23 protein-coding genes are annotated in these 25,737 nt (G+C 70.6%); 15 read left to right on the plus strand and 8 right to left on the minus strand.

Features of this window, described 5'->3' with window-relative positions; all coding sequences use genetic code 11:
• The first annotated feature begins 11 nt into the window (after window positions 1–11).
• Window positions 12–1,040, plus strand: a complete 1,029-nt coding sequence (locus FVO59_RS03300) for a zinc-dependent alcohol dehydrogenase family protein (protein WP_182254613.1) — start codon at window positions 12–14, stop codon at window positions 1,038–1,040.
• A gap of 42 nt (window positions 1,041–1,082) precedes the next feature.
• Complete coding sequence (locus tag FVO59_RS03305) at window positions 1,083–2,036, plus strand: formylglycine-generating enzyme family protein (protein ID WP_430736330.1); 954 nt, start codon at window positions 1,083–1,085, stop codon at window positions 2,034–2,036.
• 33 nt (window positions 2,037–2,069) lie between these two features.
• On the opposite strand, the gene FVO59_RS03310 is transcribed toward FVO59_RS03305, so the two are convergent.
• From FVO59_RS03310 to FVO59_RS03320, 3 genes are all read right to left on the minus strand, one after another.
• Window positions 2,070–2,426 (minus strand): DUF202 domain-containing protein, encoded by a 357-nt coding sequence (locus tag FVO59_RS03310; protein WP_182254615.1) that lies wholly within the window; start codon window positions 2,424–2,426, stop codon window positions 2,070–2,072.
• Window positions 2,423–2,785 (minus strand): YidH family protein, encoded by a 363-nt coding sequence (locus FVO59_RS03315; RefSeq protein ID WP_182254617.1) that lies wholly within the window; start codon window positions 2,783–2,785, stop codon window positions 2,423–2,425. The genes FVO59_RS03310 and FVO59_RS03315 overlap by 4 nt, the downstream gene beginning before the upstream one ends.
• 64 nt (window positions 2,786–2,849) lie before the next feature.
• On the minus strand, window positions 2,850–3,824 hold the full coding sequence (locus tag FVO59_RS03320) for a LacI family DNA-binding transcriptional regulator (protein WP_259363409.1): 975 nt from the start codon (window positions 3,822–3,824) through the stop codon (window positions 2,850–2,852).
• Between the two features lie 72 nt (window positions 3,825–3,896).
• Between FVO59_RS03320 and galT the strand changes: the two genes are divergently transcribed.
• From galT to FVO59_RS03335, 3 genes are all read left to right on the plus strand, one after another.
• Window positions 3,897–5,081, plus strand: coding sequence for a galactose-1-phosphate uridylyltransferase (galT, locus tag FVO59_RS03325; RefSeq protein WP_259363410.1), 1,185 nt, complete (start codon window positions 3,897–3,899; stop codon window positions 5,079–5,081).
• Window positions 5,078–6,259, plus strand: coding sequence for a galactokinase (gene galK / locus FVO59_RS03330; protein ID WP_182254621.1), 1,182 nt, complete (start codon window positions 5,078–5,080; stop codon window positions 6,257–6,259). Before galT ends, galK begins: the two co-directional genes overlap by 4 nt.
• A 108-nt stretch (window positions 6,260–6,367) precedes the next feature.
• Window positions 6,368–6,877 carry a GNAT family N-acetyltransferase gene (locus FVO59_RS03335; RefSeq protein WP_182254623.1) on the plus strand — a complete coding sequence of 170 codons (510 nt, stop codon included), beginning with the start codon at window positions 6,368–6,370 and terminating at the stop codon, window positions 6,875–6,877.
• A gap of 106 nt (window positions 6,878–6,983) precedes the next feature.
• Here the strand turns inward: FVO59_RS03335 and FVO59_RS03340 are convergent, their stop codons facing one another.
• The gene (locus FVO59_RS03340) at window positions 6,984–8,414 is read right to left on the minus strand and encodes a gamma-aminobutyraldehyde dehydrogenase (RefSeq protein WP_182254625.1); all 1,431 of its coding nucleotides are present in this window, start codon (window positions 8,412–8,414) and stop codon (window positions 6,984–6,986) included.
• 99 nt (window positions 8,415–8,513) lie between these two features.
• Between FVO59_RS03340 and FVO59_RS03345 the strand changes: the two genes are divergently transcribed.
• Genes FVO59_RS03345 through FVO59_RS03355 form a run of 3 tightly spaced genes read left to right on the plus strand, consistent with a single transcriptional unit; the run spans window position 8,514 to window position 10,767 of the window.
• Window positions 8,514–8,981, plus strand: a complete 468-nt coding sequence (locus FVO59_RS03345; RefSeq protein ID WP_182254627.1) for an Lrp/AsnC family transcriptional regulator — start codon at window positions 8,514–8,516, stop codon at window positions 8,979–8,981.
• Window positions 8,982–9,019: 38 nt separating this feature from the next.
• Entirely contained in the window at window positions 9,020–10,417 is a 1,398-nt protein-coding gene (locus tag FVO59_RS03350) for an NAD(P)/FAD-dependent oxidoreductase (RefSeq protein ID WP_182254629.1), read from the plus strand.
• The gene (locus FVO59_RS03355; RefSeq protein ID WP_259363411.1) at window positions 10,414–10,767 is read left to right on the plus strand and encodes a cupin domain-containing protein; all 354 of its coding nucleotides are present in this window, start codon (window positions 10,414–10,416) and stop codon (window positions 10,765–10,767) included. Before FVO59_RS03350 ends, FVO59_RS03355 begins: the two co-directional genes overlap by 4 nt.
• Window positions 10,768–11,097: 330 nt before the next feature.
• On the opposite strand, the gene FVO59_RS03360 is transcribed toward FVO59_RS03355, so the two are convergent.
• Window positions 11,098–12,660, minus strand: coding sequence for a PucR family transcriptional regulator (locus tag FVO59_RS03360; RefSeq protein WP_182254631.1), 1,563 nt, complete (start codon window positions 12,658–12,660; stop codon window positions 11,098–11,100).
• Between the two features lie 98 nt (window positions 12,661–12,758).
• Between FVO59_RS03360 and FVO59_RS03365 the strand changes: the two genes are divergently transcribed.
• The 3 genes from FVO59_RS03365 to FVO59_RS03375 all read left to right on the plus strand — a co-directional run bounded on the left by FVO59_RS03365 (window position 12,759) and on the right by FVO59_RS03375 (window position 17,316).
• Window positions 12,759–14,243 (plus strand): CoA-acylating methylmalonate-semialdehyde dehydrogenase, encoded by a 1,485-nt coding sequence (locus FVO59_RS03365; RefSeq protein ID WP_182254633.1) that lies wholly within the window; start codon window positions 12,759–12,761, stop codon window positions 14,241–14,243.
• A 12-nt stretch (window positions 14,244–14,255) separates the two neighbouring features.
• Entirely contained in the window at window positions 14,256–15,641 is a 1,386-nt protein-coding gene (locus FVO59_RS03370) for an aspartate aminotransferase family protein (protein WP_182254635.1), read from the plus strand.
• A gap of 238 nt (window positions 15,642–15,879) precedes the next feature.
• Complete coding sequence (locus FVO59_RS03375; RefSeq protein ID WP_259363412.1) at window positions 15,880–17,316, plus strand: carboxylesterase/lipase family protein; 1,437 nt, start codon at window positions 15,880–15,882, stop codon at window positions 17,314–17,316.
• A gap of 9 nt (window positions 17,317–17,325) precedes the next feature.
• On the opposite strand, the gene FVO59_RS03380 is transcribed toward FVO59_RS03375, so the two are convergent.
• From FVO59_RS03380 to FVO59_RS03390, 3 genes are read right to left on the minus strand one after another with little or no spacing between them, the layout of a single operon-like run.
• Complete coding sequence (locus FVO59_RS03380) at window positions 17,326–18,255, minus strand: carbohydrate ABC transporter permease (RefSeq protein ID WP_259363413.1); 930 nt, start codon at window positions 18,253–18,255, stop codon at window positions 17,326–17,328.
• Window positions 18,256–18,264: 9 nt separating this feature from the next.
• Complete coding sequence (locus FVO59_RS03385) at window positions 18,265–19,224, minus strand: carbohydrate ABC transporter permease (RefSeq protein WP_182254641.1); 960 nt, start codon at window positions 19,222–19,224, stop codon at window positions 18,265–18,267.
• Complete coding sequence (locus FVO59_RS03390) at window positions 19,221–20,519, minus strand: ABC transporter substrate-binding protein (protein ID WP_182254650.1); 1,299 nt, start codon at window positions 20,517–20,519, stop codon at window positions 19,221–19,223. The genes FVO59_RS03385 and FVO59_RS03390 overlap by 4 nt, the downstream gene beginning before the upstream one ends.
• A gap of 229 nt (window positions 20,520–20,748) precedes the next feature.
• Between FVO59_RS03390 and FVO59_RS03395 the strand changes: the two genes are divergently transcribed.
• The 4 genes from FVO59_RS03395 to FVO59_RS03410 are packed head-to-tail and all read left to right on the plus strand — an operon-like array spanning window position 20,749 to window position 25,723.
• Complete coding sequence (locus tag FVO59_RS03395; RefSeq protein ID WP_182254652.1) at window positions 20,749–21,879, plus strand: GntR family transcriptional regulator; 1,131 nt, start codon at window positions 20,749–20,751, stop codon at window positions 21,877–21,879.
• A 33-nt stretch (window positions 21,880–21,912) separates the two neighbouring features.
• A complete protein-coding gene (locus tag FVO59_RS03400; RefSeq protein WP_182254654.1) occupies window positions 21,913–22,905 on the plus strand; it encodes a Gfo/Idh/MocA family protein in 993 nt (330 codons plus the stop codon).
• Window positions 22,902–24,326 carry a sulfatase family protein gene (locus FVO59_RS03405; RefSeq protein ID WP_182254656.1) on the plus strand — a complete coding sequence of 475 codons (1,425 nt, stop codon included), beginning with the start codon at window positions 22,902–22,904 and terminating at the stop codon, window positions 24,324–24,326. Before FVO59_RS03400 ends, FVO59_RS03405 begins: the two co-directional genes overlap by 4 nt.
• On the plus strand, window positions 24,323–25,723 hold the full coding sequence (locus FVO59_RS03410; protein ID WP_182254658.1) for a sulfatase family protein: 1,401 nt from the start codon (window positions 24,323–24,325) through the stop codon (window positions 25,721–25,723). Before FVO59_RS03405 ends, FVO59_RS03410 begins: the two co-directional genes overlap by 4 nt.
• The last annotated feature ends 14 nt before the right edge of the window (window positions 25,724–25,737 follow it).

Below are 25,737 nucleotides of genomic sequence, written 5' to 3' on the forward strand. Positions count from 1 at the left end.
GGAGTAGAGCCATGCGCGCAGTCATCATGCACTCGCCCGGCGACGTCCGGGTGGAAGAGGTCCCCTTCCCTCAGCTCGTCGAGCCGACGGACGCGATCATCCGCGTCGACGCGGCCTGCATCTGCGGCTCCGATCTGTGGCCGTATCGCGGCATCTCGCCGCTGAAGCGACCCGTGCGAATGGGACACGAGTACATCGGCGTGGTCGAGCAGATCGGCGCCGAGGTGCGCGACATCGAGGTCGGCGACTTCGTGGTCGGCTCGTTCATGGCATCCGACAACACCTGCGAGATCTGCCTGGCCGGGTATCAGTCGCGATGCATCCACGTCGTCGGCATGGGGTCGATCGGCACGCAGGCGGAGTACGCGCGGATCCCGTGGGCCGACGGCACGCTCGTGAAGGTCGCCGGCGAGATCACCCCCGAGCGACGGCGCAGCCTTCTCGCCGCGTCCGACGTGCTGGGCACAGGCTGGTTCGCGGCCGTCGCCGCCGAGGCGGGGCCCGGCAAGACGGTGGCGGTGGTGGGCGACGGGGCCGTCGGCCTGCTCGGCGTACTCGCCGCGTCGCGACTGGGTGCCGAGCGGATCATCGCGATGTCACGGCACGCCGACCGGCAGGCGCTCGCCCGCCGGTTCGGCGCGACCGACATCGTCGAGGAGCGAGGGGATGCCGGCGTCGCGGCGATCAGGGAGATGACCGGCGGGTACGGCGCGCACTCCACCATCGAGGCGGTCGGCACGCAGGAGGCGATGGAGCAGGCGATCCGCTCGACTCGCGCCGGCGGCCACGTCGGCTTCGTCGGGGTGTCGCACGACGTGAGCCTCGACGGCCGCGAGCTGTTCTACTCTGGCGTCCACCTGCACGGCGGACCCGCACCGGTGCGGCGCTTCCTGCCCGACCTCATCGACTCGATCATGAACGACGAGATCGACCCCGGCGCGGTGTTCGACGAGACGATCCCCTTCGACCGGGCCGCGGAGGGGTACCGCGCGATGGACGAGCGCCGTGCGATCAAGGTGATGCTGGAGCCCGCCGGATAGGCTCGGAGCAGAGCGCCGCGGCGGCGCCGGGAAAGGATCACCGTGGACGCGGACTGCTCATGCGGGTGCGGAACTCCATCACGCAGCACGTTCGGCTCGATCCCGCTGCGCCCCGGAGCGACAGCACCCGCGGGTGCGGCACAGCACGCGGTCGAGCAGGTGCTCGTACCCGCGGGCACCTTCGTGATGGGTGACTCGTCCGGCGACCGGAATCCCGGTGACGGCGAGCTTCCGCAGCATCCCGTGACGCTCGAGGCCTTCTCGATCGACGCGACGAGCGTCACCAACGACGCCTTCGCCCGCTTCGTCGACGCGACCGGCTACCAGACCGAGGCGGAGCTCTTCGGCTTCTCGGCCGTCTTCCACCTCGCCCTCGCCGCCGACGACGCCGACGTCATGGGTCGCCCGCCGGGGACCCCGTGGTGGCTCGGCGTCAAGGGCGCCGACTGGCGGCATCCGGGTGGACGGCGGTCGGGCATCGACGGTCAGGACGACCACCCCGTCGTGCACGTCAGCTGGAACGACGCACAGGCGTACTGCGAGTGGGCGGGGCGCCGTCTGCCCACGGAGGCCGAATGGGAGTACGCCGCCCGCGGCGGACTGGACCGCAGGAAGTACCCCTGGGGAGACGACGAGGTCGACGCGGGCGGATGGCGTGCCAACATCTGGCAGGGCGACTTCCCCCGTGCCAACACGCTCGACGACGGCTGGCTGACGACGGCGCCCGTGCGCACATTCGAGCCGAACGGCTATGGCCTCTGGCAGATGGTCGGCAACGTCTGGGAGTGGACCTCCGACTGGTTCGACCCGCACTACTACCGGGATTCGCCCGCCGAGGCGCCCGCAGGGCCGGCCGGCGGACAGGCACGCGTCCTGCGCGGCGGCAGCTATCTGTGCCACATCTCGTACTGCAACCGCTACCGCAACTCGGCCCGCTCGCAGAACACGCCCGACTCATCGATGGGCAACGCGGGATTCCGCACCGTCGCGCTCTGACCGCGCGCGGTCAGAGCCTCGTCGACGGATCACTCATCCCGGCTGCGCGGAGAGCACCGCGATCAGCCCGAGCAGACCTGCGGATGCCACGCCGGCGGCGATCAGCATCAGCGCCAGCGCCCCGCCGACGCGCGGCTCGTGGCCGAGGGACCATCGGAGCATGAACGTGTGGTGACGCCGCCTCGACACGGCCCAGAGCACGGCGGCGAGCAGCAGCCCGACCATCCCGGGGATCACCCATCCGGCGCCGCCCAGCCAGTCGGGCAGCAGCCGCAGCGACACCAGAGAGCCGACCGCGACCGACAGCGCGGTGCGGCGCCACGACAGCGACGTGCGCTCCAGCTGCAGCCCGGGGTCGAACGGGCCGGTCCCTCGCTCGGGGTGGCTCATCGCAGGATCGCGAGCAGCACCAGCACGCCGGCGGCGACGACGGCGACCGCCAGCACCATCCCGGTGGGCGGATGCGGCAGCGGACGCCCCTCGCGCATCCGCTGCTCCACGCGCGCCCATTCGAACCAGGCGATCACCGGCAGCACGATCCCGGTGATGATCAGCACGAGCGATGCGGCCAGACGCAGCGGTGCGTACAGGTCGAGGGCCAGCGCCTCCAGCGCCACGCCGCCCGCCATCAGAGCGAGCGCCGTGCGCGTCCAGGCCAGGAAAGTCCGCTCGTTGGCAAGCGAGAACCGCACATCCGGCTCGTCGCCCCGGCCGAACACGGCACGGGGGAATCTGCGGTCGGGGCTCACGCGCTCAGCCTACCCGGGTGCCCGATCCGGTCGGTCGGCACGACCATCTGGAACCGGGTCGGCGTCAGGCGCTGGTGCGGGCGATGAGCGTCGGTGCCAGCAGCAGGTCGGTTGGCCGCTCGCCCTCGATCCACGCCACCAGTCGACCGACGGCCTGCTCGCCGAGAGCGTCGAAGTCCTGTCGCACAGTGGTCAGCGGCGGCTGGAACTGGGCCGCGTCGGCGATGTCGTCGAACCCGATCACCGCGACATCGTCAGGCACGCGGCGGCCAGACTCCGCGAGGGCGCGCAGCGCCCCGAGCGCCATCTGGTCGTTGGCGGCGAAGATCGCGGTGACGTCGGCCGCGGGCATCCGCCTGACGAGTTCGAATCCGGATGCACCGCTCCAGTCGCCCCGTGCGACGACGGGCGCCTCGATGCCTGCGGCGGCGAGCGCCTGACGCCAGCCGCGCTCGCGCTCGGCGGCGGCGAACGAGCCGGCGGGGCCTGCGACGTGGTGCACCGTGCGATGGCCGGCAGCCAGCAGCCGCTCCGTCGCCGAGCGGGCCCCGGCGGCGTGATCGGTGCCGACCACGGTGAAGCGCTCGTCTGGCGGGGAGTCGATGACCACGAGCCTCAGTCCCGCCGATGCCGCGTCGCGAGCCAGGGCGGTGGCCTCGTTCAGCACGATGGCGCCGTCGACGCCCTGATCGCGCAGTCGATCGAAGGCGTCGACGATGTCGGCGCCGGTGCCGAGGGTGAGGACGGTCAGCGCGTAGCCGCGGGATGCAGCCGACTCGGCGACGGCCTGCAGCATGCGGGAGTTGCCGACCGTCGCGAGCGTCTGCGCGACGAGACCAAGGGTCTGACTGCGGCCGGTGCGCAGCGCGCGGGCGGCGCGGTTCGGACGATAGCCGAGCTCGGCCATCGCCCTCTCGACGCGGGCGCGGGTCTCGGGGTCGACCTTGGGACTGTCGTTCGCGACGCGCGATACGGTCTGGCCCGACACCCCGGCGCGCTCGGCGACCATCGACATCGACACGCGCCTCGACTTGGGCATCCGATCTCCTGGTTTTTCGGTCACCTCTACGGAATGTTGACGTTATCACGGTTCGCGCGCTACCGTGTTTACGTGAACACGGCCGAATCCCCTGAGTTGCGAACCACCGAGCTCGGTGCGGGCGTCATCAAGCGCGAGACGCGCCTGGCCGACGGCCGTGAGCTGTTCTACTACGACGATCCCGGCACCGCCCTCGGCCCCGAACGGGCGGTCGACGGGCGCGTGCTCGATGAGCGGCCCGAGACGGCGACGATGCGGCAGGACATCCTCACCGGCGACTGGATCACGTTCGCCACCACGCGCCAGAACCGGGTCATGATGCCGGGCGCCGACGCCGACCCGCTGGCACCGCAGAGCCCGGCCAACCCGTCCGAGGTGCCGTCGCTCTACGACGTCGCCGTGTTCGAGAACCGCTCTCCCGCCTTCGGCCCCGCGCTCGCCGAGGCGATCGGCGGCGCGCCCGCGGCCAGGAACCCCACCCGCGGACTCGACGACCTCGCTGAGCTCGGCATCGGCCGCTCCCGCACGAGCGTCGGCCGCTGCGAGGTCGTCTGCTTCAGCCCCGACCATGAGGGATCGTTCGGCACCCAGACCCCCACCCGCGCCCGCACCGTCATCGAGGCCTGGGCCGACCGCACGGCCGCCCTGTCGGCCCTGCCTGGCATCCAGCAGGTGTTCCCGTTCGAGAACCGCGGCGAGGCGATCGGCGTCACCCTCCCCCACCCGCACGGGCAGATCTACTCCTACCCGTACATCACCCCGCGCACGCAGAGGCTGCTCGAGAGCATCGACCGCACCGTGCCCGACCTGATGGCACGCGTGCTCGAATCCGAGCGCGCATCCGACCGCGTCGTGCTTCAGGGCGAGCACTGGACGGCCTTCGTGCCGTTCGCCGCCCGATGGCCGCTCGAGGTGCAGCTCATGCCGCACCGGCATGCACCCGACTTCGCCGCGCTGACCGCCGACGAGCGCGACGAGCTCGCGCCGCTGTACCTGCGACTGCTGCGCGGGGTGGATGCGCTGTACTCGACCCCCACGCCGTACATCGCCGCGTGGCACCAGGCCCCTGTGCATGCCGGTCGCGACACCGTGCGTCTGCGCCTGGAGCTGACGAGCCCTCGGCGCGCCGAGGAGAAGCTGAAGTTCCTCGCCGGATCCGAGGCGGCGATGGGCGGCTGGACGGCCGAGATCCTCCCCGAGGTCGCCGCGTCGCGGTTGCGCGACGCGATCGCGTCCGTCCCCGAGGCCACCGCATGAGCGCTCTCGATGCAGCCCGCGCCCTGTTCGCCGAGCTGACCGGACGCGAGCCCGAAGGCGTGTGGTCGGCCCCTGGCCGGGTGAACCTGATCGGCGAGCACACCGACTACAACGAGGGATTCGTGCTTCCGTTCGCGATCCCGCACCGCACCTTCGCCGCCGCGCGAGTGCGCGACGACGACCGCATCCGGGTCGCGTCGACCTTCGCGGACGAGCGGGTGGAGGTCGCGCTGACCGACCTCGACGCCCTGTTCCCGACCGCCCCCGGCGCGGAGCCGGCCGTGCCCGAGTGGTCGGCGTACGTGCTCGGAGTCGCCTGGGCCCTCCTGGCGGCCGCGGGAGACGCCCCGGCCCGCGGCGTCGACATCGCCATCGCGTCCGATGTGCCGGTCGGTGCCGGGCTCTCGTCGTCGGCCGCGATCGAAGGCGCTGTGGCATCCGCCCTGAACGACCTCTGGCGGCTCGGCCTCGACCCGGTGGCCCTCGCCCAGGTCGGTCGCCGAGCCGAGAACGAGGCGGTCGGAGCTCCCACCGGGATCATGGACCAGATGGCGTCGATGCTCGGCCGTCCCGACGCCGCGACCTTCATCGACTGCCGCTCGCTCGCGACTGAGTCGGTGCCGACCGGGTTCACCGGCGAGGGACTCGAGGTGCTCGTGATCGACACGCAGGTGACGCACTCGCACTCCACCGGCGGCTACCGCGAGCGCCGCGAGGCCTGCGAGCGCGGGGCGGCGCTGCTGGGGATCCGGTCGCTCCGCGACGCGAGCGAGGCCGACCTGCCGCGCGCGGCAGAGCTGATGGACGACGTGACGTTGCGCCGTGTCCGGCACGTGATCACCGAGAATCAGCGGGTGCTCGACACCGTCCGCACGCTCGCCGAGCACGGGCCGCGCATGATCGGAGACCTGCTGGTCGCCTCGCACGCCTCGATGCGCGACGACTTCGAGATCTCGGTCGCCGAGCTCGACCTGGCGGTCGAGACGGCCCTCGCGCAGGGCGCCATCGGCGCCCGCATGACGGGCGGCGGCTTCGGCGGCGCCGCGATCGCCCTGGTCGCCCATGACGATGTCGAGAAGGTGTCGGATGCCGTGGCGCGCGCCTTCGCGGATGCCGGCTTCGCCGCCCCGCACGTCTTCACCGTGCATCCCTCGGACGGTCCACGCCGCGACATCTGACTCTCCTCAGCTCTCGGACACGGCAGAATCGGACGGATCGGAACCATCCGATCGCGAGCGAGCGCGCGCCGCCGCCACCCGCAGCGACGCCACCGAGAAGGAGCAGCCATGGACATCCGCCCTGCGACCTCAGACGATGCCGGCGCAATCGCCGTCGTGCACGTTCGCGCATGGCAGCAGGCATACCGCGGACTGATGCCGCAGGCCGTGCTCGACGACCTCTCGATCGACGACCGCGAGGCCGGATGGGCGCGGATCCTCGCCGAACCCGACCGCCCCTCCCAGACGATCGTCGCCGAGCGCGACGGCGCGGTCGCCGGCTGGGCGAGCTTCGGCGCCGCGAGGGATGCCGAGGCGCCCGGGTCGGGTGAGCTCTGGGGCATCTACGCGCATCCGGATGCCTGGTCGACCGGCGTCGGCCACGCGCTGATCACCGCTGTGGAGGATGTCCTGCGCTCAGACGGCCACGAGATCGCCTACCTCTGGGTGCTCGAGGGCAACGAGCGCGCCGCCGGGTTCTACGAACGCCACGGCTGGGCATCCGACGGCGCCCGCAAGGTCGACGAGCGCCCTGGCCTCGTGCTGCACGAGCTGCGGCACGTGAAGCGCCTGGACTGACTGACCCTGTCACCCTCGCCCCTGTTCAGCGCCGCCGCCCCTGCTCATTCACGCAGCTGAGCAGGGGCGACGACGGCCAACAGGGGCGAGGACGACAGCAGACGGATCAGTCGAGCGCGGTCATCACGTGCTTGATGCGCGTGTAGTCGTCGAAGCCGTACTGCGAGAGGTCCTTGCCGTACCCCGAGTGCTTGAACCCGCCGTGCGGCATGTCCGACACGAACGGGATGTGGGTGTTGACCCACACGCAGCCGAAGTCGAGGTCGCGAGTGAAGCGCATCGCGCGGACGTGGTCGCGGGTGAAGACCGACGCGGCCAGCGCGTAGCGCACGCCGTTGGCCATCTCGAGCGCATCGTCGTCGGTCTCGAACGACTGCACGGTGAGCACGGGACCGAAGACCTCGTTCTGCACGGCCTCGTCGTCCTGCCGCATGCCCGAGACGATGGTCGGCTCGAAGAAGTATCCCTTCTCGCCCTGGCGCTTCCCGCCGGTCTCGATCTTCGCGTGCGAGGGAAGTCGATCGACGAAGCCCTGCACCTGAGCCAGCTGCGCGGCGCTGGAGAGCGGTCCGTACAGCACGCCCTCCTCGTGCGGTCCGCCGGTGCGCGCGTGCGTCTTGGTGCGCTCGACCAGGGCGCTCACGAGCCTGTCGTGCACCGACGAATGCGCGATCACGCGGGTCGCGGCGGTGCAGTCCTGCCCGGCGTTGAAGAACGCCGCGGTGACGATGGCCTCCACGGCCTTGTCGAGAGACGCGTCGTCGAAGACGATCGCAGGCGCCTTGCCGCCGAGCTCGAGGTGCACGCGCTTGAGGTCGTCAGCCGCAGACGACGCGACCGCCATGCCCGCGCGCACCGACCCCGTGATGGCGACCATCTGCGGCACGGGGTGGGCGACGAGGGCTGCCCCGGTGTCGCGGGCGCCGAGCACGACGTTCAGCGTGCCGGCAGGGGTGTGCTCGGCGACGATCTCGGCGAGCAGCAGCGTCGAGAGCGGGGTCGACTCGGCGGGCTTGAGCACGACGGTGTTGCCCGCGGCGAGCGCGGGCGCGATCTTCCAGACCGCCATGTTGAGCGGGTAGTTCCACGGGGTGACCTGGCCAATCACGCCGATCGGCTCACGGCGCACGTACGAGGTGTGCCCGGCGGCGTACTCGCCGGCGGCGCGCCCTTCGAGGCTGCGGGCGGCCCCAGCGAAGAAGCGCAGCTGGTCGATCGACTGCTCGATCTCATCGACGACGAGTGTCGCGCGGGGCTTGCCGGTGTCCCTCGATTCCAGGTCTGCGAACTCCTCGGCGCGGGATGCCATGGCATCCGCGATCCGGAACAGCGCGAGCTGCCGCTCGGCGGGCGTCTTGTCGCGCCAGATGGGGAATGCGGCGGCTGCGGCCGCGTATGCCGCGTCGAGGTCGTGCTGGTCGGACAATGGGATGCGCCCGTACACCTCTTCGGTCGCCGGGTCGATGAGGTCGAGGGTGCCGGTGCCGTGGGCGTCCCGCCGGGATCCGCCGATGTGGTTCTGCAGCGTCGTTGCCATGCGGCCATCTAACCAGGGTTCCTGCGGATTCAGAAGTTTTCTCGCTGATCTTCTACGAATACGGTTGCGAAAGCCGTATCAGCATGCCAGGATCAGCACATGAGCGACAAGGCGAAGACCCCCGCGCTGGACGATGTCTCGAAGCAGATCATCGAGATGCTGCAACGGGACGGCCGGCGCCCGTACGCCGACATCGGACGCGCCGTCGGGCTCAGCGAGGCAGCCGTGCGCCAGCGCGTGCAGCGGCTCACCGACGCCGGGGTCATCCAGATCGTCGCCGTCACCGACCCGCGCCAGATGGGCTTCTCACGGATGGCGATGATCGGCATCCGCACCTCCGGCGACCCGCGTGAGGTCGCCGAGGCGGTGAAGGAGTTCGACGAGATCGCCTACCTCGTCGTGACCCTCGGCACCTTCGATGTGCTCGCCGAGGCGGTCTGCGAGAGCGACGAGGATCTTCTCGAGCTCGTCGCCACCCGCGTGCGCGCCATCCCGGGCGTCGAGCACACCGAGTGCCTCATCTACGCCGGTCTGCACAAGGACTTCTACAACTGGGGTACGCGCTGATCCGCAGCGCCGCGTCCCACTGAAACGAGACGACACCCATGGGCACCACTGTGTTCGAGCGCGCGCGTCCGCGCGACAGCGTCATCGACGACTCCCTGCGCCACACCGCGCACTCCGTCTTCTGGCTCGATGGCATCGACCGCCCCTCCTACCCGCCGCTGACGGCCGGCACCCATGCCGACCTGGTGATCGTCGGAGCCGGGTACGCCGGGCTGTGGACGGCCGTGCGCGCCAAGGAGCGCGACCCGCAGCGCTCTGTCGTCGTTCTCGAGGCCGCGCGGGTCGGGTGGGCGGCGTCCGGGCGCAACGGCGGCTTCTGCGAGGCCAGCCTCACGCACGGATACGAGAACGGCCTGAGCCGCTGGCCCGACGAGATGGACCGGCTGCAGCGACTCGGGCTCCAGAACCTCGACGGCATCGAGGAGTCGGTCGAGCGCTACGGCATGGACGTCGACTGGGAGCGCACCGGCCAGCTGGCCGTCGCGACCGAGCCGCATCAGATCGAGTGGATGGATGGCGAGGGCTTCCTCGATCAGGACGCCGTGCGCGCCGAAGTGCACTCCCCCACCTACCTGGCGGGCAACTGGGATCAGGACGGCTGCGCGATGATCCACCCCGCGAAGCTCGCGATCGAGCTCGCACGCGTGGCGACCGAGCTGGGCGTCGTCATCTACGAGCAGAGCCGCGTCACGGGCATCAGCGGCAGCGGGAGGCAGACGGTCGCCGTCGCCGGCGGCGCGAGCGTCACCGCCGACCACGTCGCGCTCGCCACCAACGTGTTCCCCTCGCTGCTCAAGCGCAACCGCCTCATGACCGTGCCGGTGTACGACTACGCGCTGATGACCGAGCCGCTCACCTCCGAGCAGTACGACGCGATCGGGTGGAAGCAGCGCCAGGGCCTCGCCGACAGCGCCAACCAGTTCCACTATTACCGGCTCAGCGCCGACAACCGCATCCTCTTCGGCGGCTACGACGCGATCTACCACTTCGGCGGCAAGGTGCGCGCCGAGTACGAGAACCGGCCCGAGAGCTTCCGCAGACTGGCATCGCATTTCTTCACGACGTTCCCGCAGCTCGAGGGGCTGAGGTTCACGCACCAGTGGGCCGGCGCCATCGACTCGTGCAGCCGCTTCTGCGCGTTCTTCGGCACCGCCCGAGGAGGCCGCGTGGCGTACGCCACGGGCTTCACGGGTCTCGGCGTCGGCGCGAGCCGCTTCGCCGCCGACGTCATGCTCGATCAGCTCGCGGGTCTCGACACCGAGCGCACCCGCCTCGAGATGGTGCGCACCAGGCCCATCCCCTTCCCGCCCGAGCCCGCCGCGGCGATCGGCGTCAACCTCGTGCGCAGGTCGATGGACCGCGCCGACCACAACGAGGGCCGGCGCAACCTGCTGCTCAAGGCGCTCGATGCGGTCGGGATGGGGTTCGACTCGTGAGCCTGCCGCTGGATGCGGCAGGAGCGGTGACGGATGCCCTGCAGCCGGCGTTGACGCATGACACACTGCCCGCGGAGGTCGTCCGCGCGGGGTCGCCCGGCACGGGCATCCGGGAGCTGGGCACTTTCGGCGGCCTCGACCTGGGCATCTGGGAGATGACCGAGGGCGCCGCGGTCGACACCGAGGCCGATGAGGTGTTCATCGTGCTCGCCGGCAGCGCACGGGTCGACTTCATCGAACCCTCCCTGCCGTCGATCGAGGTGCGCGCCGGGTCGGTCGTGCGGCTCGCCGAGGGCATGCAGACCCTCTGGACCGTGCGCGAGACCCTCCGCAAGGTGTACATCGCCTGATCGGCGCGCCGCCGGGCGCGCCGCCGCACGCCGCCGCCGGATGGGAAACGCCGGTGCGCGGCATCCGGCACCGGCGTTTCCCGTCTGTCACCCACGCGATGAGATGGAAAACACCGGCAGGAGGCCTCGTTCACCGGCGTTTCCCGTCCGACCGCCCCGTGGCCGAGCGAGCCCGGGGCGTGCGAGCCCGGGGCGTGCGAGCCCGGGGCGTGCGAGCGCGCGGCGTGCGAGCCCGGGGCGTGCGACCCCGGGACGTACGGGCACCGGGGCCGTACGACCGCCGGGGCGTGCGAGCACGGGGCCGCGCCACACGGGGCGTGGTGCACGCTGTCAGCCGCGGGCCAGCAGGGCCAGGTGCAGGGCCGCGAGGGTCTCGCCGTCGTCGAGATCGGCGCCGAGGAGGTCGGAGATCACCGCGAGGCGCTGATAGAACACCGAGCGCGAGAGGTGCGAGGCGGATGCCGCCGCCGTGCGACTGCCGGGGTGCGCGACCACCGCGCCGAGCACTCGCACAAGGTCGCCCTGGTGCTGCTCGTCATGCCGGATCAGCGGGGCGAGCAGCCGCTCGCTGTGCTCTTGAAGGCGGTGATCGCCGCCGAGCTCCGTCACGAGTCGGGTGAGCGGCCGGTCGTCGACCCGCCGCACCTCGCCCGCCCGCAGTCGCGCGGCGAGCAGACGGGTCGGACGGACGGATGCCAGCAGCTGAGCGACCGTGGTGACCTCCGGCCCCACGGCGAGCCCGACGCCGGCCGCCTGCGCCGCTCGCGCCAGAGCCTCGGAGCGCAGGGAGGTCTTCGCCGACACGAGCATCATGCCGGCCCCGTCGTGCACGGCCCCGAGTGCTCGCACCGCACCGCGGTCGGCGCCGGCGTCCGCACTGATCGCGGCGATCAGGGCATCCATCGTCTTCGCGTCCGCCGTCTCGACGCCCGTCGCCAGGAGCACGCTGAGCACCCGCCCGCGCACCGGGAGCCCTGCGGCCTGCAGGCGTGCGGCGACATCGTCCTCGCCCGTGTGACGACCGCTCAGCACCGCGTCGACCAGCTCGCGGGCAGGCAGCGCCGCCCACTCGCCGGGGCCGTCGGCGAGCCGCGCGAGCGCGAGCGCGGTCGCGGCGAGCTGCAGCACAGTCGTGCGCCCGGCCGGATGCTCCTCCCCCGGCAGCGCGACGAGAGTGCCCCACCGCGCGCCGCGGGCCTCGACCGCAACGGCGAGCATGCCGACACCAGCGCGCGAGCGCGCCGCCCAGTCGGCGAGCACGTCGTGGGCCTGGGCGCCCCACAGCTCGGCCGTGACCACCTCGCGGCCCAGGGTCTCGAGCACGACCGGAGCCCCGAGAGCCTGGGCGGCGGCCTGCACGACGGTGTCCGCGGGGGCACCGCGCAGCGTGAGTCCGGTGAACAGCTCGTGCAGCCGCTGCCGCTCCTGCAGCGCTTCGAGCTGACCCGAGATGATGCGCCGATGCACGGCCTCTGTGACCGTGACGAACTTGACCACGCGCTCCAGCGCGATCAGGGCCAGCCCGCGCGCACGGCAGGCGGCGACCAATGCGGGAGGGGCGACCGGAAAGCGGGCGCCGAGTTCGAGCACGATGCCGGCGACTCCCGCCTCGGCGAGGCTCGATGCCACCGCGCGCAGCGCCGCATCCGTGCCGCTCCACCCGGCAGCCGTCGTCAGCAGCAGCTCTCCGCCGTCGAGCAGACCGGCGACCTCGGCACTGTCGGAGACGTGCACCCAGCGCACGCGCGCGTCGAGAGCGGGGCCTCCGACCAGCACCTGCGGATCGCCGCGCACGAGCATCCCGGCGTCGAGCACGTCACGCAGACGCGGCAGTCCGACGGCGTCCGGACGATCTGTCCGAACGCGGTCATCTTCCGGACGCTCTGCACCCATGCATCCATCCTGCCCGCTGAGATCATGGGAATCCAGCCAGAGGGCCGTCTCGGTCAGTCTGTGCGACCGACCCCGCATCTTCACCGAGGAGCATCTTCGTGACCACGATCCGTCACTTCATCGACGGCGCAGAGACCGGCGCCGCCGACCGCACCCTGCCTGTCTACAACCCGGCCACCGGCGAGGCGCACCGCCAGGTCGCCGCCGCCTCCGTGCAGGAGGTCGAGCAGGCGATCGCGTCGGCCAAGGCCGCGCAGACCGCGTGGCGGGCATCCAGCCTGATCAAGCGAGCCGATGTGTTCTTCCGCCTGCGTCAGATCCTCGCCGAGCGCACCGACGAGCTCGCCGCGATCGTCACCAGCGAGCACGGCAAGGTGCTCTCCGACGCCGCCGGCGAGGTCTCGCGCGGCATCGAGAACGTCGAGTTCGCGGCGGGCCTGCTGCACCACCTCAAGGGCGAGCGCGCCGAGCAGGTCGCGCGCGGCGTCGACGTGCACTCGGTCAAGCAGCCGGTCGGCGTCGTCGCCTGCATCACCCCGTTCAACTTCCCCGTGATGGTGCCGCTGTGGATGGTCGCCTCGGCCATCGCATGCGGCAACTCCGTCGTGCTCAAGCCCAGCGAGAAGGACCCGTCGGCGGCGATCTGGCTCGCCAAGGCGTTCCAGGAGGCGGGCCTCCCCGACGGCGTGCTCAACGTCGTGAACGGAGACAAGGCCGCCGTCGACACGCTGCTCGACTCGACCGACATCGGCGCCGTCAGCTTCGTCGGCTCCACCCCCATCGCGAAGTCGATCTACGAGCGCGCCTCGGCGAACGGCAAGCGCGTGCAGGCCCTCGGCGGAGCCAAGAACCACATGGTCGTCATGCCGGACGCCGACCTCGACGGCGCAGCGGCGGCAGCCATCTCGGCCGCGTACGGCTCGGCCGGCGAGCGCTGCATGGCCGTGTCGGTACTCGTCGCCGTCGGCGACATCGCCGACGATCTGGTCGAGGGCATCCGCAGCCGGATGGCCGACCTGCGCATCGGCGACGGCACCGACCCGTCGAGCGAGATGGGGCCGCTGATCACCCGCGAGCACCGCGACAAGGTCGCCTCCTACGTGGCGGGCGCCGCCGCCGAGGGCGCGACGGTGGTCGTCGACGGCACGCAGAAGCGCTTCGACGGCGACGGCTTCTTCACCGGGGTCTCGCTGCTCGACCACGTGCGCCCCGGCATGAAGGTGTACGAGGACGAGATCTTCGGACCTGTGCTGTCGGTCGTGCGCGTCGAGACCTACGCAGAGGCTGTCGAGCTGATCAACGCCAACGCGTTCGGCAACGGCACCGCGATCTTCACCCGCGACGGCGGCACCGCCCGCCAGTTCGAGTTCGACATCGAGGTCGGCATGGTGGGCGTCAACGTGCCGATCCCCGTGCCGGTCGGCGCGTTCTCGTTCGGCGGGTGGAAGAACTCGCTGTTCGGCGACTCACACATCTACGGCCCCGAGTCGATCAGCTTCTACACGCGCTCCAAGGTCGTCACCACCCGCTGGCCCGACCACACGCCGGCACAGGTCGACCTGGGCTTCCCGAGCAACCACTGAGGATCCACGATCATGACCGAGTACACCGATCGCCGCGGCGCGACGCACGCGCTGCCTGCGCCCGAGGCAGAGGCGCAGGTGCGCGCCGACGACCGCGCGCACGTCTTCCACTCCTGGAGCGCACAGGCGCTCATCGACCCGGTGCCGATCGCGGCGGGCCAGGGCTCGACCTTCTGGGATTACGCGGGCGCCGAGTATCTCGATTTCGCCAGCCAGCTGGTCAACCTGAACCTCGGGCACCAGCATCCTGATCTCGTCGCCGCCGTGCAGCAGCAGGCGGGACGTCTCGCGACCATCCAGCCGTCGGTCGCGAACGACGTGCGCGGCGAGCTCGCCCGCCTCATCGCCGGCGTCGCGCCCGAGGGCCTCGACAAGGTGTTCTTCACCAACGGAGGCGCCGAGGCGAACGAGTACGCGGTGCGTCTCGCGCGCCAGTCGACCGGCCGCCGCAAGGTGCTCTCGATGTACCGCAGCTACCACGGCTCGACCTCGACGGCGATCTCGCTGACCGGCGACCCGCGGCGCTGGGCCAACGACGTGAACGACAGCGGCGCGGTGCGGTTCTTCGGGCCGTACCTCTACCGCTCGCCGTTCCACTCCGAGACCCCCGAGCAGGAGACCGAGCGGGCGCTGGCGCACCTCGAGCAGACGATCCTGCTCGAGGGGCCGTCGACCATCGCGGCGATCATCATCGAGTCGGTCGTCGGCACCAACGGCGTGCTCGTGCCGCCGCCCGGATATCTGCAGGGGGTGCGCGAGCTCTGCGACCGGCACGGCATCGTGTACATCGCAGACGAGGTCATGGTCGGCTTCGGCCGCATGGGCGAGTGGTTCGCATTCCAGGCGTACGGCGGGCAGCCCGACCTCATCACCTTCGCCAAGGGCGTGAACTCGGGTTATGTGCCGCTGGGCGGCGTGGTGATCTCCGACCGCATCGCCGCGCACTTCGACACCACCCCGTTCGCGGGGGGTCTGACCTACTCGGGGCACCCGCTCGCGTGCGCCGCGGGTGTGGCGACATTCGAGGTCTTCGCGCGTGACGGCATCCTCGAGCGAGTGCGCGACCTGGGCGAGCGCATCGTCGAGCCCACGCTGCGCTCGTGGGCCTCGACGCACCCCAGTGTGGGCGAGGTGCGCGGCCGCGGCCTGTTCTGGGCGGTCGAGCTCGTGCGCGACCGCGAGACCCGCGAGCCGCTGGTGCCCTTCAACGCCTCCGGTGCAGATGCCGCCCCCATGGGCGCGTTCACCGCGGCCGCGAAGAAGGCGGGCGTCTGGCCGTTCGTGCACTTCAACCGCACGCACATCGCCCCGCCGCTCGTGATCACCGAAGACGAGCTCGTGCGCGGCCTCGCGGCGATCGACGAGGCCCTCACTGCGGCCGACGCCCATACGGCCTGACGGCTCCAGGACGGTTCCGGCCGGATGGGAAACGCCGGTGAGCGCGCGTGCTCACCGGCGTTTCCCGTCTGGTGCGGCGCGGTCCGGATGGGAAACGCCGGTTCCGGATGCCCCGCACCGGTGTTTTCCGTCTGGTGCGGCGGCGTCCGGATGGGGAACGCCGGTTCCGGATAGGGTGTGCGATCAGCGGCGGCCGCGAGGGATGGGGCGCCTCGACCGGCCTGGCTACGCTGGAGCCGTGGATCAGATCGCACAGACAGCGGAGGGGCCCGTCCGGGGCATCCCTCGACGGGACGGATCGCTGGCGTTCCTCGGCATCCCGTACGCCGCCGCGCCCACCGGCGGGCGGCGCTTCCTCCCACCGCAGCCGGTCACACCCTGGGCGGAGCCGCTCGACGCGACCGAGTACGGACCGACGCCGCAGCGCCGCGAGGAGCCGAACGCGATCATCCCCGAGCCGAGCATCCCCGGCCGGGAGACGCTGAATCTCAACGTGTTCACACCGGCCCTCGACGGCAGCCGCCCGGTGCTCGTCTGGATCCACGGCGGAGGGTACTCATCCGGGTCTCCGGCCAGCCCGTGGTACGACGGGCGCGCCTTCGTGCGCGACGGGATCGTCGTCGTGGCGATCTCGTACCGTCTGGGCTTCGACGGGTTCGGCGTGATCGACGGCGCCCCCGACAACCGCGGCGTGCGCGACTGGATCGCCGCGCTCGAGTGGGTCCAGCGCAGCATCGCCGGCTTCGGCGGCGACCCGTCCCGCGTCACGATCGCCGGGCAGTCGGCCGGCGGCGGCGCGGTGCTCACCCTGCTCGGGATGCCCGAGGCGCAGCATCTGTTCCGTGCCTGCATCTCTCTCAGCGGCGCGCTCGGCGACCTCCCGCGCGATCGGGCCCGTCGGCGCAGCGAGCGCCTGGCGGAGATGGTCGGCTGCGAGCCGACCCTCGACGGCTTCCGCGGCGTGAAGGAGCGCGAGCTCACGCGGCGCCAGCACGAGGCATCCCTGCTCGGCAGGACGGGCCTCGCCGCGACCACGGCGACCCTCACCGACGGCCTGCCGTGGGGCCCCGTGGTCGACGGTGAGCTGATCATGCGCCCGACGGTGGACTCGTTCGCCGCGGGCGTCGGCGCCGACAAGCCGCTGCTGCTTGGCGCCACCGACGACGAGTTCACGATGGTGTTCGACGGGGCACCGCGCATCCTGCGCTGGGTGCCCGTGCCGCTCGCCCTGCGGGTCGTGGAGAAGACTCGCGCGCTGCGCCGCGGCTGGCGCCGGGCGAACCGGGCCCGCCGTGGGTCGGGCGCGGCACTCGGCCGCTTCGTGACCGATCGCGTGTTCCGCTCGCTGGTCGTACGGGTCGCCGAGACCCGGCGCGATGCCCGCACCTGGGCGTACCGCTTCGCGTGGACGTCGCCGACGAACGGCTGGTCCTACCACTGCCTCGACGTGCCGTTCTGGTTCGACTGCCTCGACGATCCGCATGTGGCCCGCATCGCGGGCGAGAACCCTCCCCAGCGCCTGGCCGACGAGATGCACGCTGCGGCGGTCGCATTCGTCCGAGACGGCGACCCCGGCTGGCCGGCTTGGCGCACAGAGCCGGGCACGACGCGGGTGTTCGGCGATCAGCCCGCGCTGTCGCGCTCGGCCTACGACGACGCCCTTCCGCTGGTGTGAGCCCGCCGCCTACTTGCCCATGCCGAGGGTCAGGCCCTCGGTGAGGCGCCTGCCGACCCAGAGGTAGATCGCGAGCATCGGGAGCACGACGATGCACAGGCCCGCGAACAGACCGCCCCAGTCCGCCCCTGAGTACGTCTGCTGCTGGATGAAGGAGATCAGGGCGACAGGCAGTGTGTACTTGTCGGTGGACTGCAGCAGCGTCAGCGCCAGCAGGGTCTCGTTCCAGTGCGAGATCACCTGCAGCACGAACGCGGTCAGGATGCCTCCCTTGGCGAGCGGCAGCGTGATGCGCCAGAACGTGCCGAACGCCGTGACCCCGTCCAGCGCCGCCGCCTCCTCCATCTCCAGCGGGAGCGACCGGAAGAACGCGGTGAGCAGGAATACCGTGAACGGCATCGAGACGCCGATGTACACCAGATTGAGGCCGATCAGGCTGTCGGTGAGGTACACCTCGTTGAGCATCACGAAGAGCGGGATCACGATCACCTGCGCCGGGATGCCCAGGCCGAGCACGAAGTACAGCGTGAGCGAGTTCGTCACGCGGTTCTCGACGCGGCTCAGGTAGTACGCGGCGGGTGCGGCGATGGCCACGGTGAGGAACGAGGACACCAGCGTGGTGACCACGCTGTTCATCGTCGCGGTCGCGAAGTCGCCCACCGTCCATGCGGTGACGAAGTTGGCGGGGTCGAGAGAGGTGGGCATCCCCCAGGGATCGTTGAGGATCGACCTGGTGTCGCGGAAGGCCTGGATCACCATCCAGACCATCCACGCGATGTTCAGCGCGACGAAGATCCACAGGAGCACGAGGCCGATGCCCCGCAGAACGCTGCGATCGCGGCCGATCGCTGCTCGGCGGGGACGGGAGCGGGGGTTCTTCGGCACCACCAGCGCATGCGTGGTCTGGTCGGGTGCGGGCGAGGGGGCGGTGAGGGTCACGGTCATCTCCTAGAACTCGATCGCTTCGCGCTTCATCACGCGGCGAAGCAGCAGCACCAGCACCGACACGAGGGCGAGGGACAGCACCGCGGATGCCGACGCGGCACCGTACGCGGGCACGGACTCGCCTGAGAACGCCGTGACGTAGGTGTACACGGCGGTGGTCCAGGTCTGCGTGGGCGGCATGCCCTGGCCGCTGGATCCGCCGAACACCCAGATGATCTCGAAGATCTTCACCGACGAGATCGTCCACAGCACGGCGCACGTGCCGAACACGTCCCAGGTGAGCGGAAGGATGACGTAGCGCAGACGCTGGAACGCGTTCGCTCCCGCCAGCGCGCAGTCCTCGTAGTAGTAGGGCGGGATGCGGTCGACGCCCGCCATGAGGATGGTGGTGAAGTACCCGGTGGTGATCCAGGTGAGCATCACCATGATGAGCGGGAACAGGTTGTCCTGCGACAGCCAGGCCGGCGGCTCTGAGACCCCCAGCCCGCCGAGCAGCGTGTTGACCAGGCCACCCGGGTTGAAGATGAACCCGGCCAGCACGCCGAAGATCATCGCGTTGACCAGGTGCGGGAAGAAGATCACCGAACGGGCGACCTTCTTCCCGACCATGTCACGCAGCACCAGCGTGAGACCGAACGCGATGACGAAGATCGCGATCCCGACCACGAAGAGCAGCAGGAGGGTGTTCCCGAAGGACCGCAGGAACAGCTGATCCGAGAACAGGCGGACGTAGTTGCCCATCCCCACGAATTCCATGGGTCCGGCGCCCGCCCACTTGTTGAAGCTGATCCAGACGGCGTAGATCGCGGGAACGACGAACAGGATCGTGTAGAAGACGAACGCCGGCCCGACGAAGGGCACGAAGAGCCGACGACGCGCCCTGTCGATCGTGCTGCCGCCGCCGTGCCGCCCGCGAGGGGCGACACGGCCGGCGGGCACGGGCACCACAGCGGCCTCGGTCATGAGTTCTGCTTCCAGTAGTCGATCTGTCCGCTCTTCATCGCCTTCACGAACTGCGCGGCGTCGGTCTTGCCGAGCACGAGGTCGTTGAGCGCCGGCCACAGCAGCTTCTCCGTGTATCCGGGGAAGCTGATGCCGTCGTTCTGGAGGAAGTACGAATCGGCCTCGTCCAGGGCGGACTTCACCGAGGACATCTCGTCGCTGACCGCGGCGTCCTGGCGGATCGGGAGGATCTTGGCATCGGTGCCGAGGGCGTCCTGATACTCCTTGCGGAGGAAGAAGGAGGCCAGCTTCTGCGCGTTGCCGGCGTTGTGGGCCCTGGCGGGCACGGCGAACCCGACGAAGTCGGCCCGCTCGGCATCGCTGCCGCCGTCGACGAGAGGGAACGGGAACGACGAGTACTCGAATCCGTCCGCGGCATACGGCCCCGTCTCGGTCGGAATCCAGGTGCCGTTGAAGAGGAGCGCGGCCTTGTTGTCGGCCCATGCCTGCTGCTGAGCCGGCCACTTGCTCGCGTTGTAGCCGTCGATGAAGTAGTCCCCGTCGACGAGCTGCTCGACGAGCTGGGCGGCCTCGAGCGCCTCCTCCGAGTCCCAGGCCTCGCCGCTCTCGTCCGCGGCCATCTCCCTGAGCGAGCCGGGCCCTGCGATGCGCACCATCGCGGAGGTGTACCAGTAGGCGTTGTACCCGGCGACGTCGCCGTCGATCGCGAGAGGCGTCTCGCCATCCGCCTTGAGCCCGTCCATCACCGCGAGGAAGTCGTCCCAGGTCCTGGGCGGGCTCTCGACCAGTTCCGGATGCGCCGAGGCGTTGAACCAGAAAGCGTCGCTGGTGAGCGAGTACGGCAGCATCCAGGGTGCGTCCTCGCCCTCGACCGTGAGCACGTCGTCCTTCAGATACGCCTCGGGCACGAGCGCCGACACCTTCTGGCCCTCCACCTCGTTGCCGTAGGCCTCATCGAGCGCTTTGGCCTGGACGGTCTCGGCGAGCACCGGGGCGAGCCGCGCGAAGGAGCCGTCGACGAGGTCGGGGACCTTGTTGGTGTTCAGGGTCGGAACGACCTTCTTGACGTTGTCGCGTCCCTGCCACTGGACGTTCACCTCGACGCCGGTCTCCTTCTCGAAGTCGGCGATCGCGTCGGCGATGACCTTCTGCTGGGCCTCGCCTTCCTTCCACATCGACCAGTAGGTCAGCTCCTTCGACTCCGCACCACCGCTGCTGCTGGATGCGCATCCGGCTGCGGACAGCGCGACCGCGCCGATGAGGACGAGTGCTGAGAGCTTTCGGGACTTCGCCATCGGATTTCCTTCCGTCTGAGAGCGGCTTCTTCGCCTGCGTCGGTCGACTCTCGCGCCCCACAAGGGGAGCATTCAAGGAGTAATTCCAAACTGGTCGCGAATAGCTCTGCGGGTGCACCGCGGAATGCTCTGGCGGGCACGATAGACGGAAGAGAGGAATCCGGGATTACATCTTTATTCCTTCTTTCGTCGACCACAGAATCGTAGGAAGTACGACGGAGGGATCGTCATGGCCAGCAGGAGGGCAGCAGCGGTGCGCGACGCGGAGTCGCGTGCGCTGAAGTTCGAGGTGCTCGCCGATCAGCTGCGCCGGGGGATACTCGCCGGCACCTGGACGGCAGGGCAGAAGCTGCCCACGGAGCAGGAGCTCTCGAAGGAGACGGGCCTGTCTCTGACCACCGTGCGTCGCGCGTTCGACGAGCTGGTCGCCGAGCGCATCGTCGTGCGCCGGCAGGGGGCGGGCAGCTTCGTTGCGCATGCGCGTCCTCGCGAGCAGAGCTCCCGCCGGCGTATCGGCGTGCTGCTTCCCGACACGCAGCTGTACTACCCGCGTGTGCTCCAGGGGATAGACGAGTCCCTGTCGGCTGCCGGAGCATCCCTTCAGCTCGCCACCTACCGCTATCGTCCGGAACGAGAGGACGAGGCCATCGCCTCGCTGCTCGACGCCGGCGTCGACGGACTGCTGCTCGCGCCCACCCTGACCGGGATCGAGGCGCCGTTCCAGCGCGCCCAGGAGCTCATGGCACTGCCTGTTCCGGTGGTGCTCGTCGAACGAAGCCTGCAGGATCTGGGGCCCGCAGACACCACCGAGCACGTGTGCTCGGATCACGCGGGTGGCGCGTTCGACGCCGTCTGCCACCTCGCCCGGCTCGGTCACAGCCGCATCGCGCTTCTCACGCGCTCGCGCACCGTGACCGAGTACGGCGTGATCCAGGGCTACCGACGGGCGGTCGGCGACCTCGGCCTCCCCCATGGGCTGGAGTTCTCGCAGAGCAAGACCGAATGGGAGAGCGACGCGGCGGCATCCGCGATGCGCGCCCTCCGGGACTTCGAGGCCACCGCCGCACTGGTGTTCGGCGATCGCGAGGCCACCATGCTCGAAGGGGCTGCGCACCGTGCCGGCATCTCGATTCCGGATGACCTGGCGGTCGTCTCCTACGACGACGAGGTCGCGGATCTGGCCGGAGTGCCGCTGACCGCGGTCGCACCGCCCAAGTACCGCATCGGCCGGATGGCCGGAGACATCATGCTGCGCCGGCTCGTCGAGGGCGACGAATGCCCGCTGCACCAGATCCGGCTGCGCCCGCGGATCGTGATCAGGCGCTCCTGCGGCGGGGACGCGCAGCATGACGACAACTGACGGACAACGTACGACGGCCGACGAGGAGAACACGTGCGCATCGGATTGATCGGAGCAGGGGCGGTCGCGCCGTTCCACATCGCAGCGGCGGCGACGCTGGACGGCATCGAGCTGACCGCGGTGTGCGACATCGACGAGACCACCGCTCGTCGGGCGGCGTCCGGGAGCGCGGCGGCGGTCTTCACCGACCACCGCACGATGCTGGAGGCGGGCGTCATCGATGCGGTGATCGTGAACACGCCGCACGCTCTGCACCTGCCGATGGCTCAGGATGCCGCCACCGCCGGCGTGCACGTCATGGTGGAGAAGCCCATGGCCACGACCGTCGACGACTGCGATCGACTGATATCCGCCTGCACGCAGGCGGGGGTGGCTCTCACGGTGGGCCACATCCAGCACTTCATGCCCGACAAGCTCGCAGCGCGACGGGTGATCGACTCGGGTGAGCTGGGGGCGGTGCGGATGATCCGCGACAACCGCAGCACCGACTACCGTCCTGGAACCCGCCCTGAGTGGTTCTTCTCGCCGACGATCGCCGGTGGCGGGGCGCTGATGAACATCGGCGGTCACTGCCTCGATCGGTCGCTGTGGCTGGGCGACGGACGTGCGGTCGAGGTGCTCGCGAGTGCGGTGAACCGCTTCGGCTCGCCCGTCGAGACAGACGGCGGCATGCTCGTGCGCCTCGACAACGGCGTGGGCGTGACGATCGCCGTGATCAGCGACCCCGCCACGCGCGGCGACGCCATGTCGGTCGTCTGCGACGAGGGCGTGATCGAGCTCGACCCGCGCCAGGGGGCGACCGTGCACGTCGATGGACGATCCCGGATCGTGCACGTCGCGGGAGAGCACGACATCCAGCAGGCTTTCACCGCGCAGCTCGCCGACTTCGCCGCGGTGATCGGCGGGGCCGACCCCGCCGTGCCCCTCGGTCATGCACGCCACGTGATCGAGGTCGTCCTGGCCGCCTACCGCTCCGCGCAGGAGGCGACGACCGTGGCGATCGCACGCGAGGGGGTCGTCGCATGACGGCTGCCCGGCCCAACCTCGTGGTGATCGTCAGCGACGATCAGGGCCCGTGGGCCCTCGGCGCCGCAGGCAACCACGAGATCCGCACGCCCGTGCTCGACGAACTCGCCGAGCGCGGCGTTCGTCTCGAGCGCTTCTTCTCCGCGTCGCCGGTGTGCTCGCCGGCGCGCGCGTCTCTGCTCACGGGACGGATCCCCTCGGCGCACGGCGTCCACGACTACCTCGACGGGGCCCACGCCGGTCCCGCCGGCCGCGATCATCTGGAGGGCGTCACGACCCTGACCGACGCCCTGGCCGATGCCGGGTACCGCCTCGGGCTGTCCGGCAAGTGGCACCTGGGTGCGAGCGATGCTCCCCGCCGCGGTTTCGTGCACTGGTACGCACTGGAGGGCGGCGGAAGCCCGTACCACGACGCCGTGATGTACCGCGATGCCCAACCGGAGCATGTGACCGGCTACCTCACCGACGTCATCGCCGACGATGCCGTCGCGTTCATCGATGCGGAGCAGGCGCACGATGCGCCCTTCTTCCTGGCCGTGAACTTCACCGCACCGCACAAGCCGTTCGCCGGCCAGCATCCCGACGAGTACACCGCGCTGTACCGGGACTGCGCGTTCGACACCTGCCCGCAGGAGGAGCCGCACCCGTGGCTGCAGACGCTCGACGGAGCGCCGATCGGCGGAGAGCCCGACGCACGCGAAGCCCTGATCGGGTACTTCGCCGCGGTGACCGCGATGGATGCCGCGATCGGCCGCATCCTCGACGCGCTGCGCAGGAACGACCGCGAGGACGACACGATCGTCGTCTTCCTCAGCGACAACGGCTTCAGCTGCGGACAGCACGGGTTCTGGGGCAAGGGGAACGGCACGTTCCCCATGAACATGTACGACGAGTCGGTGATGGTCCCTTTCATCATCTCGGCGCCGTGGATGCTGCCCTGCGGGGTGGTCGACGATCGGCTGCACAGCGCGTACGACCTGCCCGCCACCCTGATGGAGCTGGCGGGCCTGGACGAATCGCCCTTCGAGTCCGGCCCTGGGCGCAGCTTCGCCGGGGCGCTGCGCGGAGAGTCCCCCTCGCCCCGCTCCGAGCAGCGTCCCGTCGTGGTGCACAGCGAGTACGGCCCTGTGCGGATGATCCGCACCCACGATCGCAAGTACGTGCACCGGCATCCGCACGGGCCCCACGAGCTGTACGACCTGGCCGCCGACCCTCGCGAGCGCGAGAATCTCGCCGACCTGCCGTCGCACTCGGACGAGGTCTCCCGGCTGCGCAGGATGCTGCGCGACTGGTTCGCCGTGCACTCGACGGCTGACGCGGACGGCCAGGGGCTCCCGGTGTTCGGTGCCGGGCAGACCCGGCCACTCGGCGATGATCCGCTCGGCGCTTTCGCCCTGCCCGGCTGGGACGACGCGCGATGACCCGGCCGAACATCCTGCTGATCGTCTCGGACGATCACGGTCACGCCGACCGCTCGGCGCTCGGAACGCCAGGGGTGCAGACGCCCGTCCTCGATCGCATCGCCGCGGAAGGCGCCACGTTCACCGACGCCTACGTCACGGCGCCGATCTGCTCGCCGTCGAGAGCGGCGATCATCACGGGCCGCTACCAGCAGCGATGGGGCGGGCTGTGGTTCGACTCGGCCGACCTCGGCACCGCGCCGACCGTCGCCGAGCGCCTGCGCGACGGGGGCTACACCACCGGCTACTTCGGCAAGGTGCACTACGGCGACGAGACCGTGGCCGATCGCGGCGCTCCGCCGAACCACGGCTTCGATGAGTCCTTCTACGGACTGGCCGGGCAGTCGATGGGCCGCCTGCACTACCTGCACCATTCGGATGCGGCGAGCGCGGCGTACGGCGAGGCGGCGGCGCCGATGGCGGTGCAGCCCTTCTGGTCGGGCGATGAGCCGGCGGAGTTCGACGGCTTCACGACCGATGAGATCGCCGATCGGGCGATCGACTTCATCCGACGACGCGCAGACGATGGCCCGTTCTTCGCCACGGTGGCGTTCAACGCCGTGCACAACTTCTGCTGGCAGCTGCCCGAGGAGGAGCTGCGGGCCCGTGGGCTCGCGGGCTACGAGGACTGGAACCCCGGCGCATCGCGCTACCTCGACTGGTACGACGGCGCCATCAGCCCGAATCTGCCTGACGGACGGGCCTACTACCTGGCTCAGCTCGAGCTCATGGACCGCGCGATCGGCCGGCTCCTCGATGCGCTCGAGGAGCAGGATGCCTCCTCCGACACGATCGTGGTGTACCTGACAGACAACGGCGGCTCGCAGTGCAACTACGGCGACAACGGACCGCTGCGGGGCTCGAAGTACACGCTGTGGGAGGGCGGGATCCGCGTCCCGTTCCTGGTCAGGTGGCCCGGTGTCGCCGAGCCGGGAAGCATCGTCGGCGATCCCGTCAGCGCCCTCGATCTGGCATCCACCTTCGTCTCGGCCGCGAGCCTGCCGGCCTCGCCCGACGACGACGGATGCGACCTGCGGACGCTGCTGTCGACCGCCGCCGACGCACCTGGCCTGCCCGAGCGCGAGCTGCACTGGGACTGCGGCTGGCAGTGGGCCGTCAGGCGAGGCGGATGGAAGCTGCTGTCGGTCGCGGGAGACGACCCCATCGCCGCGCATGTGCGCGCTGTCGAGCACACCGAGACGGGCGACGGTCTGATCCTCACCGATCTCAGAGGCGACCCGGGCGAGCGCGACAACCTCGCCGGCCGCCGGCCGCGCCTCGTCGCCGAGCTGCAGCAGGCCCATCGGCGGTGGCGCGAAGAGGTCGGCCTGCCGCCGGAGCCGCCTGCCGGGTCGTGACCTGTCCGTTCCCG

It is taken from the genome of Microbacterium esteraromaticum, assembly GCF_014084045.1.
Classification (GTDB): Bacteria; Actinomycetota; Actinomycetes; order Actinomycetales; family Microbacteriaceae; genus Microbacterium; species Microbacterium esteraromaticum_D.

Excerpts from the sequence above, each read along its gene's own strand:
- FVO59_RS03340 (WP_182254625.1), bottom strand. The coding sequence starts at position 8,414 with ATGGCAACGACGCTGCAGAACCACATCGGCGGATCCCGGCGGGACGCC.
- FVO59_RS03385 (WP_182254641.1), bottom strand. The coding sequence starts at position 19,224 with ATGACCGAGGCCGCTGTGGTGCCCGTGCCCGCCGGCCGTGTCGCCCCT.
- FVO59_RS03310 (WP_182254615.1), bottom strand. The coding sequence starts at position 2,426 with ATGAGCCACCCCGAGCGAGGGACCGGCCCGTTCGACCCCGGGCTGCAG.
- FVO59_RS03335 (WP_182254623.1), top strand. The coding sequence starts at position 6,368 with ATGGACATCCGCCCTGCGACCTCAGACGATGCCGGCGCAATCGCCGTC.
- FVO59_RS03350 (WP_182254629.1), top strand. The coding sequence starts at position 9,020 with ATGGGCACCACTGTGTTCGAGCGCGCGCGTCCGCGCGACAGCGTCATC.
- FVO59_RS03320 (WP_259363409.1), bottom strand. The coding sequence starts at position 3,824 with ATGCCCAAGTCGAGGCGCGTGTCGATGTCGATGGTCGCCGAGCGCGCC.
- FVO59_RS03410 (WP_182254658.1), top strand. The coding sequence starts at position 24,323 with ATGACCCGGCCGAACATCCTGCTGATCGTCTCGGACGATCACGGTCAC.
- FVO59_RS03300 (WP_182254613.1), top strand. The coding sequence starts at position 12 with ATGCGCGCAGTCATCATGCACTCGCCCGGCGACGTCCGGGTGGAAGAG.
- FVO59_RS03390 (WP_182254650.1), bottom strand. The coding sequence starts at position 20,519 with ATGGCGAAGTCCCGAAAGCTCTCAGCACTCGTCCTCATCGGCGCGGTC.
- FVO59_RS03370 (WP_182254635.1), top strand. The coding sequence starts at position 14,256 with ATGACCGAGTACACCGATCGCCGCGGCGCGACGCACGCGCTGCCTGCG.
- FVO59_RS03395 (WP_182254652.1), top strand. The coding sequence starts at position 20,749 with ATGGCCAGCAGGAGGGCAGCAGCGGTGCGCGACGCGGAGTCGCGTGCG.
- FVO59_RS03345 (WP_182254627.1), top strand. The coding sequence starts at position 8,514 with ATGAGCGACAAGGCGAAGACCCCCGCGCTGGACGATGTCTCGAAGCAG.
- FVO59_RS03360 (WP_182254631.1), bottom strand. The coding sequence starts at position 12,660 with ATGGGTGCAGAGCGTCCGGAAGATGACCGCGTTCGGACAGATCGTCCG.
- galK (WP_182254621.1), top strand. The coding sequence starts at position 5,078 with ATGAGCGCTCTCGATGCAGCCCGCGCCCTGTTCGCCGAGCTGACCGGA.
- FVO59_RS03405 (WP_182254656.1), top strand. The coding sequence starts at position 22,902 with ATGACGGCTGCCCGGCCCAACCTCGTGGTGATCGTCAGCGACGATCAG.